Consider the following 19,115-nt stretch of genomic DNA (forward strand, 5'->3'; position numbering starts at 1 on the left):
AATCGATAGAAGTTAAGTTGCGTCCCCAGTAGAGTTTGTCTCAACAAACGCAACGACAAGGGGGACGAAGATGATCAGCGGTATTTCCGAAATGCCCATCACGGATGAGAGCTATCCGTTTTCGAGCGCCGAGCGCTACTGTCATCTGAGCGCAAAGGGCTACGCCGAGCGCGAGTATCGCGTCGATGGCACGGCCAATGTGTACCGTACTGCCGATGAAGACGGCGGCGTGGAGGTCATGACCGCGGACGCCCCCTATTCCAACCGCATCGTTGTTCGCGCCCCGAAAGATCCGGCGCAGGCGAGCGGCAATGTGGTGGTCGAGATTATCAACCCCACGTCGTTCATGGAAATCGAGCGCATGTGGATCCTGGGCTACGGCGAGTTTGTGCGCTCCGGCGACATCTACGTGGGCATCACCAGTAAGCCCAACACCATCGCCAAGCTCAAGGAATTCAATCCCGATCGCTATGGCTTTATGAGCTGGGCAAACCCGACTCCCGAGCGCCCCTTCGACTACGATCCGAAGCAGCTCGAGCGCGGCGGCGCGCTTCCCGACATGGATATTTCCTACGAGACGGGCCTGTTTTGGGACATGCTGACCGATCTTGCCTGGCTGCTGCGCGAGGACTCCGACCTCAACCCGATCCGCGATTATCCTCGCCAGGCAATCTGCCTTACGGGATGGTCGCAGTCCGGCGCCTATCTGTTTCGCTACCTTAACAGCTTTGCCTATCGCGAGGACGCGCGCCGCGGTGGCCGCGTGTTCGACGGATATCTGTCCGGCGGTGGTATCCACTCGATGTGCATTCCCGTCAACCAGTACGAGAGCGACCGAGGGTATGCGCACCACCTGCTGCGCGTCGAGCACGTCGAGGAGCCGTTTATCGCCCTTCAGACCGAAAGCGAGAACGGTCGCTTTGAGAGTTGGCGCACGCTTATGCCCGATAGCGACGACCCCGATTTTAAATACCGGCTGTACGAGGTGACGGGTGCTTCCCACGATACGCAGTGGAGCTATGTCGACTATTACCAGGACGACGAGGACCTCAAGCGCATCGATCATTTGCCGGTGTACGTCGGCAAGCACGCCGAGGCAAACGCCTACCCGTCGCAGTACCTCTTCCACGCCGCTTTCCGCAACTTGTTCCGTTGGGTTCGCACGGGTGCCGCTCCGGCAACATGTCCGCGCATTGAGTTGGACGCGAACGGCGAGAACGTAAAGGATGCCTTGGGCAACACCAAGGGCGGCCTTCGCACTTGCCTGCTCGAGCATCCGTTTGCCCGCTATTCCAACACGAGCCTGGTGGAGCCGGGCCAGGGCACGGTCGATAAGACGAGCGACAAGGATGGCCTGTTTGGCCATATGGAGTCGTTTTCGGCATCGATGCTCAAGGAGCTGTACGGATCGCTCGAAAACTATCGCGCTCTGTGTGAGCGCGATACGGCGATCGAGGTGTCACAAGGTTTTATTTGTGCCGAGGATGCCCAAGCGATTGTTGACTTTGCCGTGACGTCCGCCAGCGAGCGAGGACTGAACTAGTAGGCACCAAGACCAGAAAGGGGTCTGCAATGGATATGACGTTGAATCAAAACGCTGCCGCCGAGATGTGGCGTCCGGTTATTCTGACGTTCGAGAGCGCCTGCTCGTTCGACAACCCGTTTTTGGATGTTGAGATTTGGGCGGAGTTCACCGGCCCGAGCGGCAGGGTAATTCGCCGTGAGGCCTACTGGGACGGCGAGCGTATCTATCGCGTGTCGTTTGCTCCGACCGAGCTCGGCGCTTGGAGCTATGTTATCGAGGCTCCCGAGCAGACCGGCCTTAATGGCCGCACGGGCAACGTCGAGGCCGTGCCGTACGAGGGCGAGCTCGATCTGTACCGCCACGGTTTTATCCGCGTTGCAGACGATTCGCGCATGTTTGCCTATTCAGATGGTACGCCGTTCTTTTGGCTGGGCGATACCCATTGGGAGTTTGCCTACCGCGAGAGCTGGGATACGTCGAACCATCCCGGCATGACGAGTCAGTTCCGCGGCATGGTCGACCTGCGCGTTGAGCAGGGCTTTACCGTCTATCAGACCAACCTGCGCTCTGACATGGGCGCAGGAGATCGCTATTGGATTGACGGTGGCATGGCCAAGGGCGTGGAAGATGTGCCTAATGTGGCCTTCTACCAGCGGGAGCTCGACCGCCGCATGGCCTATATTGCCGATGCGGGCTTAGTGAACGCACTTGGGCAAGCGTGGGCGTTTGCCATTCTCGGCGAGCATGCCGTGGAACACCAAAAGCACCTCGCCCGCTACCTGGTGGCGCGCTACGGTGCATATCCGATGGTGTGGACGCTTGCCGGCGAGGTTGCCGGATACCGCAAAGAAGGTCGAGCCGCCATGCTTGACGGCTGGCGTGAGGTCGCCTTGGAGATTGAGGCACGCGACGGCTATGGTCATCTGGCGACGGCGCACTATACCAACGAGCGCCCCTTTGCCGATTACTACCAGGATGAACCCTGGATGGACTTTACGCTCAACCAGGCCGGTCACGGCGATTACCTCATCAAGGCAAGCGACTACTTTGACTATCTGGCAGCTCATGACGACAAGCCCTTCGTTGAGGGCGAGGCGCTCTACGAGTTTTGCTCGACGCTCGAGGAGATGGGTACGCGCCTGTGCACCGCAGACATGCTGCGCCGCGTGGCGTATATCTGCATGCAGGCCGGCGGCGCCGGCTATACCTACGGAGCCCAGGGAATCTGGGACAACGTGTGGGAAAGCCCTGAGGAGCTCGACCCCTTTATGGCAATCTTCAACCGCTTTGGCATTACTTGGGCCCAGGCGGTAGACGGAGAAGGTGCGGTCCAGATGGGCTACATGCGTTCCTTCTACGAAGACAATCACTTCTGGGAGCTCGCTCCCTACGAAACGACCGATGCGGGCAACCTGTTTGCCAACAAGGCTCCGCTGGCAACCGCCAACCAGGACCTTTCGCGCATCGTCGCGTACTTTGGCGATACCGTGCGCCAAAAGCTTGCTATCGAGGGTGTGCCGACGGGCGCTGCCTATGCAAGCCGATGGTTTAACCCTCGCACGGGCGCATACCGTGACGGCGAGGACGCCCTTGCCGTCACGGACAGCATTACCCTGCCTGACAAACCCGGGGTTGGGGATTGGCTCCTCGTCCTCGAGCTCAAGGCGTAACCATATTTCCATTGGTCATAGGCGGGAAAGAGTCGGCCGCAATTTCCCGTTTGACAGCTAGATGATTCGTTTAGAGAGGATCAGTGAACACAAATGAGCGTTCTCGATTCGATGCAGGGCTTCCTCGAGAAGCACGTGGGCCCCATTGCCCACAAAGTGAGTAGCTTTAACGTCGTAAAGGGCCTTATGTCCGGCATGATGGCGACCATGCCCGTTACGCTGGGCGTGGCGCTGCTCTCCATTATCAACGGGCTGCCGATCCCGCCGCTGCAGGCGTTCCTTGCCAGCACCGGCATGTCGGCGACGATTACCGACGTACTGGTCGTTACCATGAACCTCGGCGCCATCTACATGTGCGCCTCGGTCTCGTACTCCTACGGCAAGGTGCTCGGGAACAAAGGCCTTACGTCGACGGTTGCGGCTATTGGCGTTTTGCTCCTGCTGATTCCTCTTGGCCATGCCGAGGACGGCTCGACGTTTATCGTGACCCGTTATCTGGGCAGCTCGGGTCTGTTCGTTGCGCTGCTCGTGGCGTTGATCGTGCCGAAGGCGCTTAACTTCCTTATGAAGCATATCGCCATCCCCATGCCCGATTCCGTCCCTCAGTTCGTTAACGATTCGCTATCTCCGATGTTCTGCGCCATCGTTATCTTCACCACGGCCGCGCTGCTTAAGTGGGGTATGGGCCTGACGACCTACGGCGACGTCTTCAACCTCATCAACACCACCGTTGCCGCGCCCGTTATGTTCCTCGGTTCGAGCCCGTGGGCCGTCGTTATCTACTTTGTGCTGTGCAACCTGCTGTTCTTCTTTGGTATTCACCCCAGCGTCCTGATGAGCGTGTACATGCCGGTTATCAGCGCCTGCGCCTTGGCCAACACCGAGGCATATGTTGCCGGCCAGCCGCTGCCATACTTGGCGTTCATCATTATGTTCTCCGTGGGTTCTGTTGACGCCTTGGGTATGGAGCTTGCGCTGCTCACGGCCAGGTCCGAGCGTTACAAGGCGCTCTCCAAGATTGCCCTGGTGCCCGCTATCTTCAACATCTCCGAGCCCATCATCTTCGGTACGCCCATTGCCATGAACCCTTATATGTTCATCCCCTACATCCTGCTCAAGCCCGTGGCCTGCATTGCTGCCGCCGTCGGCCTGATGCTCGGTCTGGGCAATGCATTTAACCCGACCATTTCCATGCCGTTTGTCGTGCCGCTGCCCATCAGCAACTTCTTTACGGGCGGCATTGGCCTGGTCGCAATCGTCCTCGCCGCAATCCTGCTGGTCGGACTGCTGTTTATCCCGTTCGTCAAGATGGCCGATAAGGAGGCACTGGCCGAGGAAGCTGCTGCAAAGGCTTCTGCCGAGTAGGTCATTGTCCACAAGTTCGAAGGTTCGGCCGATCGCGTTGATCGCCGAAACATATAAGTCCCTGTGAGGGGTTACAGGAAAGGAACTGCAATGAAAAACATCGTTCTTATGTGCGCTGGCGGCATGTCCACGAGCATCATCATGAAGAACATCAAGAAGGCCGCCGACGCCGAGGGCCTGGAGTGCGAGGTCTCCGCTCACGCCGTCAATGAGGCTGCCGCCATTGGCCGCAATGCCGACTGCATTCTGCTTGGGCCGCAGGTTGGCTATGCCAAGGATGAGGTCTGCGCCGCATGCCCCGAGGTTCCGGTCGGCGTAATCCCCATGACCACCTACGGCATGATGGACGGCGTCAAGGCTCTGGCCCAGGCAAAAGAACTGATGGGGCTGTAAGTATGACGTCAGAAGAGATTCAACTTCAGAGTTTTCAGATCATTGCAGGTGTCGGTTGCGCGCGCAGCTGCTATATCGATGCGATTCATCTAGCTCGTGATGGCAAGTTCGAAGAGGCCGAGGCAAAGATCGCGGAAGGCCAGCAGCACTATGCCGGGGGCCACGCTGCTCACGGTGGCCTTGTCCAGCAGACTGCCGCCGGCGAAGACCTGAGCATCGATCTTTTGGTCGTCCATGCCGAGGATCAGCTGATGAGCGCCGAGGGGTTTGGCATCCTTGCCAAGGAGTTCGTGGACGTCTATCGCAAGATGGGCGCGTAGCCACGGACTTTGCCGCCAGGTTATCACCGTGCGCGGTGTACTCCCGGTAACAGGGCGGTGTTGATTCGTTTACATACATGCGCGGATAGAGAGGGTCCTTCGGGGCCCTCTTTTTGTTCCCCTTATATGTTCAGTTTGTTTATATACCGTTTAGGCTGATTTCTCTACCGTTTACGGGTATTTCGCGTTACACTTCTAAACAAAAGAGTAAAACATTTAATAAACAGAATAAAACGAAACACGCGTCTGTTTACTGAACATGCGACTAGGGGAGGACGTACATGAATAAGATCAAGCTCGGTTTTGTGCCCACGCGCCGCAGCATCTTTAGCGCGCCGGACGCGCTTAAGTATCGCGGCCTGACGGCTGACCGCCTGCGCGAGATCGGTGTCGACATCGTGGACATCGACGACATTAACGACGAGGGCCTGCTCTTTGACGACAGCCATATCGAGCCTATCGTCAAGAAGTTCCGCGCCGAAGGCGTCGACGGCATCATGCTGTGCCACGCTAACTTTGGCACCGAGTACGTTTGCGCCCGTCTTGCCCGCGAGCTCGGTCTGCCTGTGCTGCTGTGGGGTCCGCGTGACGAGCGTCCCGAGCCCGATGGCACCCGCCTGCGCGATAGCCAGTGCGGCCTGTTCGCCACCGGCAAGGTTCTGCGCCGCTTCCAGGTTCCCTTTACCTATATGACCAACTGCCGCCTGACCGACCCCGAGTTCGAGCGCGGCGTCTGGGACTTTTTGGCCGTATGCAATGTGGTCAAGACCTTCAAGCACACGCGCATCCTGCAGATGGCGACCCGTCCGTTCGACTTCTGGTCCACCATGTGCAACGAGGGCGAGCTGCTCGAGAAGTTCAATATTCAGCTTTCGCCCATCCCCATGACCGAACTCGTTCAGGCTGTGCACGACGCTCAGGCCGACGAGCAGGCCATGGCCGCCATGCTCGACCACATTCGTCACAGCTTTGAGATCTGCATACCCGAGGACAAGGTCCCCGCGGTCGCAGGGCTCGCCATCGCTATGAAGCGCCTGGTCGAGAAGTACGGCTGCAACGCCGGCGCCATCCAGTGCTGGAACGCCCTGCAGGACGAGCTGGGCATTATGCCCTGCGCCGCCAATGCCATCCTCAACGAGATGGGCATTCCCATCGTATGCGAGACCGATATCCATGGCGCCATCACCGCGCTGATGGTCGAGGCCGCCGACCTGGGCCGTCACCGCGGCATGTTCGCCGACTGGACCGCGCGCCATCCCGATAACGAGAACGGCGAGCTGCTGCAGCACTGCGGCCCCTGGCCGTGCTCGGTCGCGTGCGACAAGCCGCGCCTCACCTATCCGCTTGCCTTCGACCATCCCGGCGCACTGACTGCGGAGGCCAAGCACGGCGAGCTCACGCTTGCCCGTTTCGATGGCGACAACGGCGAGTACTCGATGCTGCTCGGGCGCGCCCGCGGCATCGACGGCCCCAAGGGCATGGGCACCTACCTGTGGGTCGAGGTGGACAATCTCAAACGGCTGGAGGCAAAGATCGTCGAGGGCCCCTACATCCACCATTGCGTGGCCATCCACGCCGACGTGGTGCCGGTGCTGTACGAGGCGTGCAAGTACATCGGCGTCAAGCCGGACCTGTACGACCCCATCGAGGAGGAGGTTCGCGCCTACCTCCGCGGGGAGTAACGGGTCGCCTGCGCCTTCGCGGGAGGGCAATGGGTCCGCTTTTGTCTTCGCGGGGAGGCGGCGGTCCCGCCCGTTTCCGGATGTATTTTGAAAACGATGCAAGGGAGTGCAATGCAATCTTTGGAAGAGCTCGAGGCGCTGCGCTGGGATCTGCGCCGCGACTGCGTCGACATCATCATGGCCGGCAAGGGTGGTCACATCGGCGGAGACATGAGCGTGATCGACGCGCTCATGGTTCTGTACGCGCGTCATCTGAACATTGCCCCGGATCGCGTGGACGATCCAGATCGCGATCGGTTCGTCCTGTCCAAGGGCCATGCGATGGAGGCGTATTACGCGGTGCTCTGCCACGAGGGATATCTCGACCTCGATGACGTCAAGGCCCGGTTCTCCCAGTTCGGAAGCCCTTATATCGGGCACCCCAACAACAAGCTGCCCGGCATCGAGATGAACTCCGGCTCGCTGGGCCACGGCCTTCCCGTGGCCGTGGGCATGGCGCTCGCCGCCCGCATGGACAAGCGGCCCACGCGCGTCTACACCATCATGGGCGACGGCGAGCTCGCCGAGGGCTCCGTGTGGGAGGGCGCCATGAGCGGCGGCAACTACGCGCTCGACAACCTGTGCGCGCTCGTGGACCGCAACCGCCTGCAGATCTCGGGTTGCACCGAGGACGTGATGAAGCAGGACTCACAGGAGGAGCGCTGGGCGTCGTTCGGCTGGAACGTGCTGTCCATCCCCGGCAACGACGTCGCCGCGATCGACGAGGCGCTCGGCCTGGCGTCGCGCACCAAGGGAAAGCCCACGGTGATCATCCTCAACGCGGTGAAGGGCTACGGCTCCCCGATCATGGAGGACAAGGCCGGCTGGCATCACCACCTGCCCAATGCCGAGGAATACGCCCGGATCGTCGCTGATTTCGCCGCCCGCAAGGAGGCCCGCCATGCCTAACACCGTCCCCAACCGCAAGGTCATCTGCGACGAGCTGCTCGCCGCCGCCGCGCACGACGAAGACATCGTGGTCCTATGCTCCGACTCTCGCGGTTCCGCCTCGCTCACGCCGTTCTTCGACGAGTTCCCCGAGCGTTCCGTTGAGATGGGTATCGCCGAGCAGAATCTGGTGAGCACGGCCGCCGGCATGGCCGCCATGGGCAAGCGCCCCTTCGCCGCGAGCCCCGCGTGCTTCCTCACCACGCGCTCCTACGAGCAGTGCAAGGTCGACGTCGCGTACTCGAACACCAACGTCAAGCTCATCGGTATATCGGGAGGCGTAAGCTACGGCGCGCTGGGCATGAGCCATCACTCCGCGCAGGACATCGCCGCCATGAGCGCGATCCCCAACATGCGCGTGTACCTGCCGAGCGACCGATTCCAAACCGCAGTGCTCATGCAGGAGCTGGTGCGCGACGACAAGCCGGCGTACGTGCGCGTGGGACGCAATCCCGTCGAGGACGTGTATGCGCAGGACTGCTGCCCGTTCGAGATGGACCGCGCCACGTGGGTGCGCCGCGGCACCGATGTGGCGATCGTCGCCACGGGCGAGATGGTGCGCCATGCCGTTGACGCCGCCGACCTGCTCGCCGAGCAGGGCGTTTCTGCCACCGTGCTCGACATGTACTGCGTCAAGCCGTTCGATGCCGAGGCGGTTGAGGAGGCCGTCCGCTCCGCCCGCGCGGTGGTGACGGTCGAGGAGCACAGCCCCTTCGGCGGCTTGGGCTCCATGGTCGCGCAGGTTGTGGGCGAGCGCTGCCCGCGCCCCGTCAAGTGCCTCAGCCTGCCGGACGCCCCGGTCATCACGGGCACGAGCCCCGAGGTCTTCGCTCATTACGGGCTCACCGGCGAGGGCATCGCGCAGACGGTCCACGAGTTTCTGCCGCAGGCGTAGCCGGGGCAACGCCCAGACGCATCCGCTGAAGTCATGGCGGCCGGTCGAGCTCCCGCGAGCGCGCCGGCCGCATGTTTCGAAAGGTTCATCATGAGTCGCTACATCATCGGGATCGATCAGTCCACGCAGGGCACCAAGGGCCTGCTCGTGGATGAGGGCGGGCATCTGATCAACCGGTTGGACCGCCCGCACAAGCAGATCGTGAGCGATGCCGGGTGGGTGAGCCATGACCCTTCCGAGATCGCGGCGAATGTCCTTGCGGTTGCTCGCGCCGTGGTGGAGGAGACGAGCGTCGATCCCGCTGAGATCGCGGGCGTTGGTATCTCGAACCAGCGCGAGACCACGGTGGCTTGGGACGCGCGGACGGGCGAGCCCGTGTGCGACGCGGTGGTTTGGCAGTGCGCCCGCGCGCAGGGCGTGTGCGAGCGTGTGTCGCAGGTCGCAGGCGCGGCGGAGCTCGTGCGCGACCGCACAGGGCTGGTGCTCTCCCCGTATTACCCTGCGTCCAAGATTGCATGGATCATCGAGAACATCCCTGCCGCGCGGCGGGCCGCCGACCGCGGGGACCTGCGTCTGGGCACCATCGACTCCTGGGTGGTCTGGACGCTCACCGGTGGACGGGAGTTCCGCTGTGATTACTCCAACGCGAGCCGCACGCAGCTGTTCAACTTGCAGACCCTCACGTGGGATGCCGAGGTGTGCGACCTGTTTGGCATCGATACGGCATGGCTGCCCCGGGTGACCGATTCCGACGCATGCTTTGGCATGACCGACCTCGGCGGCTTCTTGCCCACGCCCGTGCCCATCCACGGCGTGTTGGGTGACTCCCACGCGGCGCTTTTCGCCCAAGGTTGCTTTGAGCGCGGTATGGCCAAGGCGACGCTTGGAACAGGCTCCTCGGTGATGATGAACGTGGGAACTGAATTCGTGCCGAGCACCCACGGCTTGTCGAGTTCACTTTCCTGGCGCATGGGCGGCGTTGCCGAATACGTGCTCGAGGGCAATGTGACGTACGCCGGCGCGGTCAAGACGTGGCTGCGCGACGACCTTGAGCTCATCGCCAACCCCGAAGAAGTCACGGACCTGTGCTATGCCGCCAATCCCGAGAGCCGCGTGTATCTCGTTCCGGCATTCACCGGGCTGGGCGCGCCGCATTGGTGCGCGGAAGCCGAGGCTTGCGCGTTCGGCATGACGCGGGCCACGGGCAGGGCGGAGTTCGTCAAGGCGGCGGACGAGTCCATCGCCTTCCAGATCTTCGATGTGATCGACGCCATGAGCGAGGACTGCGGTGCTCCCTTGGCGGAGCTGCGGGTCGACGGCGGCCCCACGCGCGACGCCTACCTCATGCAGTTCGAGAGCGATCTGATCGACGCCCCCGTGCGCATCGCGAGCAATGACGAGATGAGCGGCCTGGGCGCGGCGTGGACGTGTGGTATCGCGCTGGGGCTGTACACGCGGGACGTGGTCGACACCTATGGCGCCCGCGGCGCGGTGGAGCCCTCCATGCCTGCCGAGAAGCGCCGCGAGAAGATCGACGGTTGGCGTCATGCCGTGCGCGCGACGATGGCATACGTGCGCTAGGGGGGCTTCGCAAGGCTTTTCGGGCGAGGGTGCCTCGTTTGTTAAAAGAAGTGAAAGCTTGCAAAAGAAATTAAAAGAAGCAAAACTAGTGAAAGGAATATGCCAAGGTCAACTTTTACGTGTCGAGCGGGGACCGATAGGACGGTAACCCGTTGTGTGCAACGAGCCGATTCTCGCTGCCTACCAACCTGCTCGAGCGGCACGCGTGACCGCAAGAAAGGGGCTCCCATGGAGCGCATCGCCAGTTTCTCCGTCGACCATCTTTTGCTCGAGCCGGGCGTGTACGTGAGCCGCGTCGACCGCGACCCGGCAAGCGAGGCCGTCGTTACCACGTTCGACCTTCGCCTTACGGCTCCCAACAGGGAGCCGGTCATGAACACGGCGGAGTGCCACACGATCGAGCACCTGGGCGCGACGTTTTTGCGCAACCATGCCGAGTGGTCGAGCCGCATCGTCTACTTTGGGCCTATGGGTTGCCGGACGGGTTTCTACCTCGTTGTCTTCGGCGAGGTGGCGAGCGAGGAGATTCTGCCGCTCGTCCGCGAGCTCTTCGAGTTCGTCGTCGGCTTCGAGGGCGATGTCCCCGGTGCCGCTCCGGAGGAATGCGGCAATTACCTTGACCAGAACCTCCCCATGGCGAAATGGCTCGCGCGCCGCTACCTCGACCGAGATCTCACGGATATCGACGAAAAGCACCTGAATTACCAGAGTTCGTGCGCCTGATCGCACCGCCATCGAAGTCGCGCGAATGACGAAAAGCGCTTGGATTGCCAAAATCGGTTGGGTCTTCGCAACCCGCAGGAGCAAAGTGTAGCTTTTGGGGGGAGGTTTACCGAGTTTTCAAGCGCTCGTTCGCTCTTCAGAAATGCGCGACCTGCGGTTTTACTGACCACATCCGAAGCGGGGTGCCTCAAAGAGGTCAAGACCTCCCCCAAAAGCTACACTTTACATTTTGACTGCTGTGAAGACAGCGATTCGATACGGGTGTCCCTATGCCTTGTCCTGTTACCGTGCGGGATCGAATGCGCTTGGGAAGGCATCACTTCCATATTGGAGGAGGTACTGCTGAACAACGAGGTCTATTGCGGCAAGTGCTCCATACTTGCCTGTGTCATTGGCATTTGAAATCCCGCACCGCATGACGAAGGCAGCCTGATTCCAATAGGGGTTCGAGGGGTTTTGCGTGATGGCGAGTATGGAGCACTTGCTGTCTCTGATGCTGTTGCAAACATCGACGTGGCGCATGGGGTAGCTGCCGCCAACGCTGCAGATAATTGCCATGTCTTCAGGTTGAAGAGATTGGGCGCACGCTAGTTGCGAGGACCGATCAAGATACAGCTCCATGATCTTTCCCATAGAAAAGAGCTTGTTCTGAAGGTAGCGACCGGTATCCCAAAGGAAATGATGAGAGAAGAACGCGACGCGGCGGCAATCGTGAATTGCATAGGCGATTTTTGGAAGCTCTGCCAGATTTTCTTCAGAGATGGTTTCGGCGATGTTCTGCTGGGCCTCTTTGGCATATGCGAGGAATGCTGCGCGCGGATCTGCAGTGAGGTTGCGAAAGAAACGCTGCGAGTAGTCGTAGCTGATGGGATAGTCGATCCCCAAGGCGTCGTGCATCTCCTTGAAGCTTTCATAACCCAAGAATCGGCAGAAGCGCGATATGGACGCCTTAGACACAAAGCACATATCGGCGATTTGCGAGATAGACATGTCTTTGAGTGAATCGAAGTTCTCCAGCATTCTGACGGCTATCTGGTAATTGTTGTCGCGCTGCATGCTGGTGTCTATATAGCTGAGGAGCCTTTCTCCAACAGAGCCCATCGGGTTAGCAGAATACAAGGGTCCACTCCCATCAGACGTCTCAACACCATTAAATACCAGTGGGTTTCATATCTTGAAACCTATGTCTCCATTCTGAAACATCGGCGCCCAGGATGGAACGCAAAACCTTGCGCACTCGTGTTGTACTCAATGGTAACAAGAGCCGGGCAGCAAAAGCTCGGATGCGGGCATATGAAGGGGAGATTGCATGGCACATCAGTCGACTTCGGTATTTCCCGAAACGTTTCTCTGGGGCGTTGCGACCGCTGCGCACCAGGTTGAGGGCAACAACGTGAACAGCGACACGTGGCTGTTCGAGAACGTTGAAGACACGGCCTTCGCGGAGCCTTCTGGTGACGCGATGGACCACTACCATCGCTTCCGCGAGGATATTGCTCTCATCTCGTCCCTTGGCCTCACCTCCTATCGACTGAGTATCGAATGGTCGCGCATCGAGCCGGCGCGCGGTCTGTTCTCCAAAGCGGAGCTCGCGCATTACCGTGAGGTGCTCCAGTGCTGCCGTGACAACGGTCTCAAGACTATTGTCACGCTTCATCATTTCACGTCGCCGATTTGGCTGCTCGCCCAAGGTGGCTGGGAATCGCCCGAGACGCCCTCTCTTTTCGCGCGGTACTGCGCTCGCGTGGTCGAGGAGATGGGCGATTTGATGGACTATGCATGCACCATGAACGAGCCAAATTTGGCATGGTTTTTGGCTGATGTCGGTGCCGCGTCGCGCAATGCCTCTGATCGCGCCGAGGACCCCATGTTCCGCAACGTTGCGAAGGCGTTGGGAGTCGAGCCAGCATTCTTGGCCCAGTTCCAGTTCGCAGCCACCGAGCGGGCGTTTGATGTGAAGCTCGCCGCTCACAAGGCCGCCGTTGACGCCGTGCATGCGATCCGCCCCGATCTCCCTGCAGGCTGGACGCTCGTGGGAAGTCCCTTCAAGGCGGCTCCCGGTGGCGAGGAGCGCGCCGCAGTTGCCCGTGAGGAGGTTTGCGATCGCTTTTACCGTGCTTCCGCAGGCGATGATTTCGTGGGTATCCAGACGTACTCGCGCTCGTGGTACGGCGCGGATGGCCCGGTTGACCCGCCTGCCGGCGTGGAGTTCACCCAGCGCGGTGAGGAATTCTACCCCGAGGCCATCGAGGAGAGCCTGCGAGCTGCTTGGGATCAGTCGGGCACGCCCCTGTTCGTCACCGAAAACGGCATAGCTTCCGAGGATGACGAGCAGAGAGAGCGTTTCCTCGATCGGGCTGTCGCTGGTGTGGGACGTTGCGTCCGCGACGGTATTCCGGTCTTGGGGTACACCTGCTGGTCCGCGTTTGACAATTTCGAGTGGGTTTTCGGGTATGGCCCGAAGTACGGGATCATCTCCGTCGATCGCGAGACGCAACGCCGTGCCGTGAAACCGAGCGCCATGCACTTGGGAGGCATAGCACGCTGCAACGGTGCCTGCATCGAAATCGGTGATGCCCGATGAAGCGGCTGTTGATACGAGCCGACGATCTTGGCTACTCACGGGGCGTCAACTACGGCATCGTCGACTCGGTTCGCGGCGGACTCGTCGGGTCGGTTGGGGTCATGACCAACATGGAATCCGTGGATCACGGCCTTGAATTGCTCAGCGGGTTCGACGTATGCCTTGGCCAGCACACGAACATCTGCGTCGGCAGGCCGCTTACCGACCCCGCGCTCATTCCGAGTCTCTGCGGTCCGGACGGCATGTTCAAACCGAGCGGGGCGTATCGGGACGCCATGAAGCAGGGAATCGACTTCGTGGCGCTCGATGAGGTTGTCTTGGAGATCGAGGCCCAGTATCGGAAGTTCGTATCGCTTGTGGGTAGAGAGCCTTCCTATTTTGAGGGGCACGCGGTGGCGAGCCCGGCGTTTTTCGAAGGGCTGGAAATCGTGGCGGAGCGTCACGGTCTGCCGCTGTTCCCGATGGGCGCGCCGGGAGAGGCGGTCACGTTCAAGAGCACGTCTGTCGCTCCGTACATGCCCACAGATTTTCGCGCCTATGAGATGGATCCGTTTTCGGCGGTGCGCGGCGCCGTCGAAAACGCGAGTGACGACGTATGCACCCTCATGGTGTTCCATCCGGGTTATATCGACGCCTATCTGATGGATCACTCGAGCATGACGACGACGCGGGCGCGTGAGGCGTCGATGCTCTGCGATCCCGCAACGCGCGAATGGCTGGCGAGTCAGGACATCGCTTTGGTGACATACGACGATTTGAACTAAGGAGAAAGGTGGCAAGTATGGCAAACAGGTTTCCCGATGGATTCTTATGGGGTGCGTCGACGAGCGCATTTCAGGTAGAGGGCGCCTGGGGGGAGGGCGGCCGAGGCAGGTCGACGACCGATCGCGGCTTTGGCATCCCCGGAATCACAGATGGCAGCGTGGCATCCGACCATTACCATCGCTGGAAAGAGGATGTCGACCTCATGGCCGAACTCGGGCTCAAGACGTACCGTATGAGCTTCTCGTGGTGTCGCATCATGCCCGATGCGACTTGCGAGCCGAATCCCGAAGCCCTGGCGTTCTACGACGGCCTGATCGATTATCTTTTGGAAAAGGGCATCGAGCCTTTTGTGACGCTGTATCATTTCGAGTGCCCCCAGGCGCTTGTCGACGAGTTCGGCGGATGGCTGGATCGCAGGATGATCGATGCATTCGCGCGTTACGCTGAGGTTTGTTTTACACACTTCAAGGGTCGAGTGAAGCTGTGGGCGACCATCAATGAACAGCTCATAGCTTCGTCAAGTGCGGTCAATACAGGTGACCTTGAGCAAGATTCCAAGAAGCGGCAAGGTAACACCTACCAGATGAGTTACCACATGTCCCTTGCCGAGCACCGTGCTTTCGAGTTGCTGCGCTCAATCGATCCCGAAGCGAAGATCGGACCGGTCTGTGCCATCCAGGTGACCTATCCGCTCAGCAGCTCGCCCGCAGATGTGATGGCGGCGCTCAATGCCGAGGAGATGGAGCAGTTCTACATGCTCGACATGAGCGTACGCGGATCGTATTCCCCGTATGCGGCGAGCTATCTCAGGCGCGAGGGGTTCTATCCCGCGGTTGAGCCCGGGGACGACGCTGTCCTGCACGGGTCGACGCCCGATTTCATCGGCATCAATTATTACTCCAGCAGCTGCGTCAAGGAGCGCACCGAGCCCATCGTATTCGGCAGTTTCCCACCTTGGGGCGCGGGCGACTTTGTCCTCTGTGACAACCCGAGGCTCGAGAAGACCGAGTGGATGCCCAACGGCCTCGACCCCATCGGGCTGTCGATCGGCATGCGCAAGGTCCACGATCGCTACGGACTGCCCATGATCATCACCGAGAACGGCATGGCTTTGAGCGAGGAGCCCGATGAGTCCGGTGCGATTCACGACGAGCAGCGCATCGCTTATCTCTCCGCGCATATCGCCCAGGTCGGCGAGCTCATCGAGCAGGGTTATCCCATCTTTGGGTATTGTCCGTGGAGCTTTGTTGATGTGGTCTCCAGTCATCAGGGCTTCGCCAAGCGCTATGGCCTTGTATACGTGGATCGCACCGATGATGACATCAGGACTTGCGACCGGATTCGCAAGGACAGCTTCTATTGGTATCAGAAGGTCATTGCGGGCAATCAGCTGCCCGAATAAACGTAAGTTTTCCGGTTGGCGCGAAGTCGCCGGCGGGGGATGGAAAGAAACGGGAAAGGAAGGATTATGGCAGACAACAAGCGTATCGCCGAGGATATCCTCAAGGCGGTGGGTGGCCCGAAGAACGTGACTTCGGCGACCCACTGCATGACGAGGCTCCGCCTTGTGCTCAAGGACGAGTCCAGCATCGACGATGACGAAGTCAAGGCCGTTGACGGCGTGATGGGCGTTGTTCACGGCGGTCAGCAGTATCAGATTGTCGTGGGGACGAACGTGCCCAGGGTGTACGCGGAGTTCTGCTCACTTGCCAACGTCAACGAGCTCGAGGCGGTTGAGGACGCCGAGGCTGCCGCCGCCGACGTCGAGCTTGTCGGCAAGAAGAGGCTTACGCCCATGCAGATCCTGAAGAACGTCGTCGGTTACATGGCGGGCTGCATGACCCCGATGATCCCGGTGCTGCTCACGGGCGGTCTCGCAAATGCGATCAATGCCCTGTGCGGTCCGCAGCTCCTGGGCCTGTACCCCGCGGAGAGCGACATCTACGTGCTCTTCGACTTCATTTACGATGCCGCCCTGTACTTCATGCCTATCCTCGCGGGCGTCAACGCGGCGAAGCAGTTTGGCATCAACGGTATGCTCGGCGGATTTATCGGCTGCATCCTCATGTCGCCGGATTTCGCCGCAATCATCGCCGAGGGTAAGGCGTTTACCGTCTTCGGCATCCCCTGCAACACGTCTGCCGCCTATGCCCAGACGGTCCTGCCCATCATGATGTCCGTTCCGCTGTTCGCTGTTGTTTATAAGTTTGTCGGTAAGCACATGCCCGACATGCTCTCAACCGTGTTCACGCCCATTTTGAGCCTCCTTGTCACCTTGCCGTTCATCCTGTGCCTGCTCGCCCCCTTCGGTACGATTGTGGGCAACGCCATCAGCGGCGGCCTTGCCTGGTTCGGCATGAATACCGGATTCTTCGGTGTCGGCGTGATCGCTGCCCTTTGGGAGTTCCTCGTCATGAGCGGTATGCATCTGGCCCTTATGATGCCCATGATGGCCTCGTTCTTCGAGACTGGCGAGATGACCGGTGTCATGCTCGCGGGTAGCTTCGCTACGTGGGCATGCTTCGGCGTCGCCCTCGGTGCGGCCCTTCGACTCAAGGGTAAGGCGGAACGCGGCAACGCCTTCGGCGCCTTCGTATCCGGTATCTTGGGCGGCGTTACCGAGCCTGTGCTCTATGGCATCTGCCTGTCTCACGTGCGCTGTTTCGGCGCCTTGATGGTCGGTAGCTTTGTCGGCGGTGCGTATGCTGGTATCGCCAATCTTACCCAGTACGTCATCACCTCCGCGAACTTCCTGTCCGTCCTGAGCTATGTGGGCGGCACCAACGCCAACTTCATTCAGGGTATCATCGCGAGCATCATCTCCCTGGTCGTCGCTGCTGTGTGCACGTATCTCTTCGGCTTTAGCAAGAAGGAACTCGATCAGGCAAACGCCAAGTAGCATTGAAGCCCTTGTCCCTTTAGGGAGAAACTCTATGGTGGATGTTGCCTGAAATAACCAGCGCCTCGCTCGAGAGAGTGGGGCGCGAGTTTTGTATGCATCTGCTGGCGCGGTGCAACCTGCGTTCTACGGTGAGCTCGTCCTCGCCCTATGCGCGCGCCACGCGGTAGCGTGTGGCGCGCGCCTTGCCCTCTTTGACAATCGTGCCGTCTTCAATCATGCCATTGATGACCTTGAGGGTTCCGTCGCGTCCGGTTCCAAGGGCTTCCTCTGCTTCTTGACGCGAGAAGACACCTCCGCGTGTCGAGGCGAATTCAATGAGAACGGTCCGTGCGGCAGACACTGCGTTTTCATTGAAAGGCTTCCATGACAATCGAGGTCCAGCGCCCTCGCTCGTTGCAGCTTCAAGTGCTCTTCGATGGTGCTCGGTCACGGTTTGATTCGGGGAAAGGCCCATCTTGGCAAGGGCTTTCTCATGGGCAGCGCGTATGGGTGCAAACGCACGAGCCACTTCGGGCGGGAGCATGCCGCCGTCATCGAGTCTTTCATAGTCATCGTATTCGCCTCTCAAGTTCGGGCCATCGTTGCGCCTGAGTGAGAGGTATGGGTTGCGCGTGGTGTTTACGTTGGGCAGCGAGAGGTAGAACCAGTTGCCCGTCGATTTGACGGCGGGGGTGAGCTCCTCCGCCCTGTATTGTTGGACGATCCTTTGAAGGCCCGTGCCGAGCGCCTCTACGATGTTCAGTCGGTAGAAGAGCTGACGAAGTAGGGGGTTGCGCGCCTCCGTGAATCCTTCGATGGCGTCTTCAACGGAAATCCCCTCCAAGCCGCCCAAATTCGTGAATCTTATCTCAGTCCGGCTCATTCTGATGAGCGTGTCTGCGCGCATGTCATATTCGCGGTGGATGATTGTGTTGAGGACGCTTTCGCGTATGGCGAGCGTGGGATAGTCGAGCTTGTCGATTCTTTCAAGCTTTCCCGGCACAAAGTAAGAGCGCAGCCCGTTCGCGACGGTAAGAAACGCTTCGGCTTCTTCTGCCTGCCTGAAGATGGATCCTTCGCAGTCGATGCGATTGATGATTTCCGTAAGGGCATCGTCATTGAAGGACGCGCAGCGCAACGGATACGGATTTTGATCGGAAATCAGCAGGCCCAGATTGGTGTAAAAACCATCTCTGCCGATAATTCCGAGGTTTCTGAGCGTTATCTCGTCAAAGGGAATGCCATGGGCTTTGAACGTCCCCTGCGCGTACACAAAGGTGAGATCCTGTTCATTGCAGTGCTCGCCTTCAAAGCTGATTCCATCGGTTTGGCGGATCATGGCGCGAATGCCGCGACGATCAACCGGAACGGTAGCGGGACCAAGGCGCGTGAACACTCCGGCGGGGACAAGGCCCTTCGATTTGAGGTAATAGGGCCGATCGTTGCCGGCTTCGACTGCGATGACGATGATCGACTTGCCCTCATGTTCCACCGGTTCGATTTCCACAAGCTCAGATACGTTGGGCTCGATGGAGTCGTTCAGCATGTTGGAGACACGGAGCATTTCGGAATCGACATCATCGATACCAATGATGTTGCCAAAATCGTCGATTCCTATATAAAGGGATCCGCCGGAGCTGTTTGCAAACGCAACGACCGTCTTGCATATGCGTTCGGTAACAGTGCGTTTAAGCTCGATGTGCTCAGATTCAACCAGTTTCATCGCGCTGCCTCCATCTATCGA

16 protein-coding genes are annotated in these 19,115 nt (G+C 59.8%); 14 read left to right on the forward strand and 2 right to left on the reverse strand.

Annotation, left to right across the window (positions count from 1 at the left end; genetic code table 11):
* The first annotated feature begins 70 nt into the window (after positions 1 to 70).
* The 10 genes from ACT8II_RS00100 (at position 71) to ACT8II_RS00145 (ending at position 11,141) form a co-directional block, all read left to right on the forward strand.
* Positions 71 to 1,543 (forward strand): alpha/beta hydrolase domain-containing protein, encoded by a 1,473-nt coding sequence (locus ACT8II_RS00100; protein WP_443812737.1) that lies wholly within the window; start codon positions 71 to 73, stop codon positions 1,541 to 1,543.
* Positions 1,544 to 1,572: 29 nt separating this feature from the next.
* A complete protein-coding gene (locus ACT8II_RS00105) occupies positions 1,573 to 3,195 on the forward strand; it encodes an apiosidase-like domain-containing protein (protein WP_276674999.1) in 1,623 nt (540 codons plus the stop codon).
* A gap of 93 nt (positions 3,196 to 3,288) precedes the next feature.
* On the forward strand, positions 3,289 to 4,560 hold the full coding sequence (locus ACT8II_RS00110) for a PTS sugar transporter subunit IIC (RefSeq protein WP_443812738.1): 1,272 nt from the start codon (positions 3,289 to 3,291) through the stop codon (positions 4,558 to 4,560).
* Between the two features lie 90 nt (positions 4,561 to 4,650).
* Positions 4,651 to 4,953 carry a PTS sugar transporter subunit IIB gene (locus tag ACT8II_RS00115; protein WP_118652419.1) on the forward strand — a complete coding sequence of 101 codons (303 nt, stop codon included), beginning with the start codon at positions 4,651 to 4,653 and terminating at the stop codon, positions 4,951 to 4,953.
* A 2-nt stretch (positions 4,954 to 4,955) separates the two neighbouring features.
* Complete coding sequence (locus ACT8II_RS00120; protein WP_302742409.1) at positions 4,956 to 5,273, forward strand: PTS lactose/cellobiose transporter subunit IIA; 318 nt, start codon at positions 4,956 to 4,958, stop codon at positions 5,271 to 5,273.
* 281 nt (positions 5,274 to 5,554) lie between these two features.
* Positions 5,555 to 6,955 (forward strand): L-fucose/L-arabinose isomerase family protein, encoded by a 1,401-nt coding sequence (locus tag ACT8II_RS00125; RefSeq protein ID WP_443812739.1) that lies wholly within the window; start codon positions 5,555 to 5,557, stop codon positions 6,953 to 6,955.
* Between the two features lie 111 nt (positions 6,956 to 7,066).
* Positions 7,067 to 7,903 (forward strand): transketolase, encoded by an 837-nt coding sequence (locus ACT8II_RS00130; RefSeq protein WP_443812740.1) that lies wholly within the window; start codon positions 7,067 to 7,069, stop codon positions 7,901 to 7,903.
* Positions 7,896 to 8,837, forward strand: a complete 942-nt coding sequence (locus tag ACT8II_RS00135) for a transketolase family protein (protein WP_443812741.1) — start codon at positions 7,896 to 7,898, stop codon at positions 8,835 to 8,837. The genes ACT8II_RS00130 and ACT8II_RS00135 overlap by 8 nt, the downstream gene beginning before the upstream one ends.
* A gap of 90 nt (positions 8,838 to 8,927) precedes the next feature.
* Positions 8,928 to 10,418 (forward strand): FGGY family carbohydrate kinase, encoded by a 1,491-nt coding sequence (locus ACT8II_RS00140; RefSeq protein ID WP_443812742.1) that lies wholly within the window; start codon positions 8,928 to 8,930, stop codon positions 10,416 to 10,418.
* Positions 10,419 to 10,646: 228 nt separating this feature from the next.
* Positions 10,647 to 11,141: an S-ribosylhomocysteine lyase gene (locus ACT8II_RS00145; protein ID WP_443812743.1), complete on the forward strand. Its 495-nt coding sequence runs from the start codon at positions 10,647 to 10,649 to the stop codon at positions 11,139 to 11,141.
* Positions 11,142 to 11,423: 282 nt separating this feature from the next.
* Here the strand turns inward: ACT8II_RS00145 and ACT8II_RS00150 are convergent, their stop codons facing one another.
* On the reverse strand, positions 11,424 to 12,260 hold the full coding sequence (locus ACT8II_RS00150; RefSeq protein WP_443812744.1) for a MurR/RpiR family transcriptional regulator: 837 nt from the start codon (positions 12,258 to 12,260) through the stop codon (positions 11,424 to 11,426).
* Between the two features lie 190 nt (positions 12,261 to 12,450).
* On the opposite strand from ACT8II_RS00150, the gene ACT8II_RS00155 reads away from it, so the two are divergent.
* From ACT8II_RS00155 to ACT8II_RS00170, 4 genes are all read left to right on the forward strand, one after another.
* The gene (locus ACT8II_RS00155; protein WP_443812745.1) at positions 12,451 to 13,725 is read left to right on the forward strand and encodes a glycoside hydrolase family 1 protein; all 1,275 of its coding nucleotides are present in this window, start codon (positions 12,451 to 12,453) and stop codon (positions 13,723 to 13,725) included.
* Positions 13,722 to 14,489, forward strand: coding sequence for a ChbG/HpnK family deacetylase (locus ACT8II_RS00160; protein WP_443812746.1), 768 nt, complete (start codon positions 13,722 to 13,724; stop codon positions 14,487 to 14,489). The genes ACT8II_RS00155 and ACT8II_RS00160 overlap by 4 nt, the downstream gene beginning before the upstream one ends.
* Before the next feature lie 17 nt (positions 14,490 to 14,506).
* Positions 14,507 to 15,892, forward strand: a complete 1,386-nt coding sequence (locus tag ACT8II_RS00165) for a glycoside hydrolase family 1 protein (RefSeq protein ID WP_443812747.1) — start codon at positions 14,507 to 14,509, stop codon at positions 15,890 to 15,892.
* Between the two features lie 66 nt (positions 15,893 to 15,958).
* On the forward strand, positions 15,959 to 17,389 hold the full coding sequence (locus tag ACT8II_RS00170) for a PTS transporter subunit EIIC (RefSeq protein ID WP_443812748.1): 1,431 nt from the start codon (positions 15,959 to 15,961) through the stop codon (positions 17,387 to 17,389).
* Positions 17,390 to 17,537: 148 nt separating this feature from the next.
* On the opposite strand, the gene ACT8II_RS00175 is transcribed toward ACT8II_RS00170, so the two are convergent.
* The gene (locus ACT8II_RS00175) at positions 17,538 to 19,094 is read right to left on the reverse strand and encodes an RNA-binding domain-containing protein (protein WP_443812749.1); all 1,557 of its coding nucleotides are present in this window, start codon (positions 19,092 to 19,094) and stop codon (positions 17,538 to 17,540) included.
* Positions 19,095 to 19,115: the final 21 nt, after the last annotated feature.

The organism is Collinsella sp. (assembly GCF_052346665.1).
Taxonomy (GTDB): domain Bacteria; phylum Actinomycetota; class Coriobacteriia; order Coriobacteriales; family Coriobacteriaceae; genus Collinsella.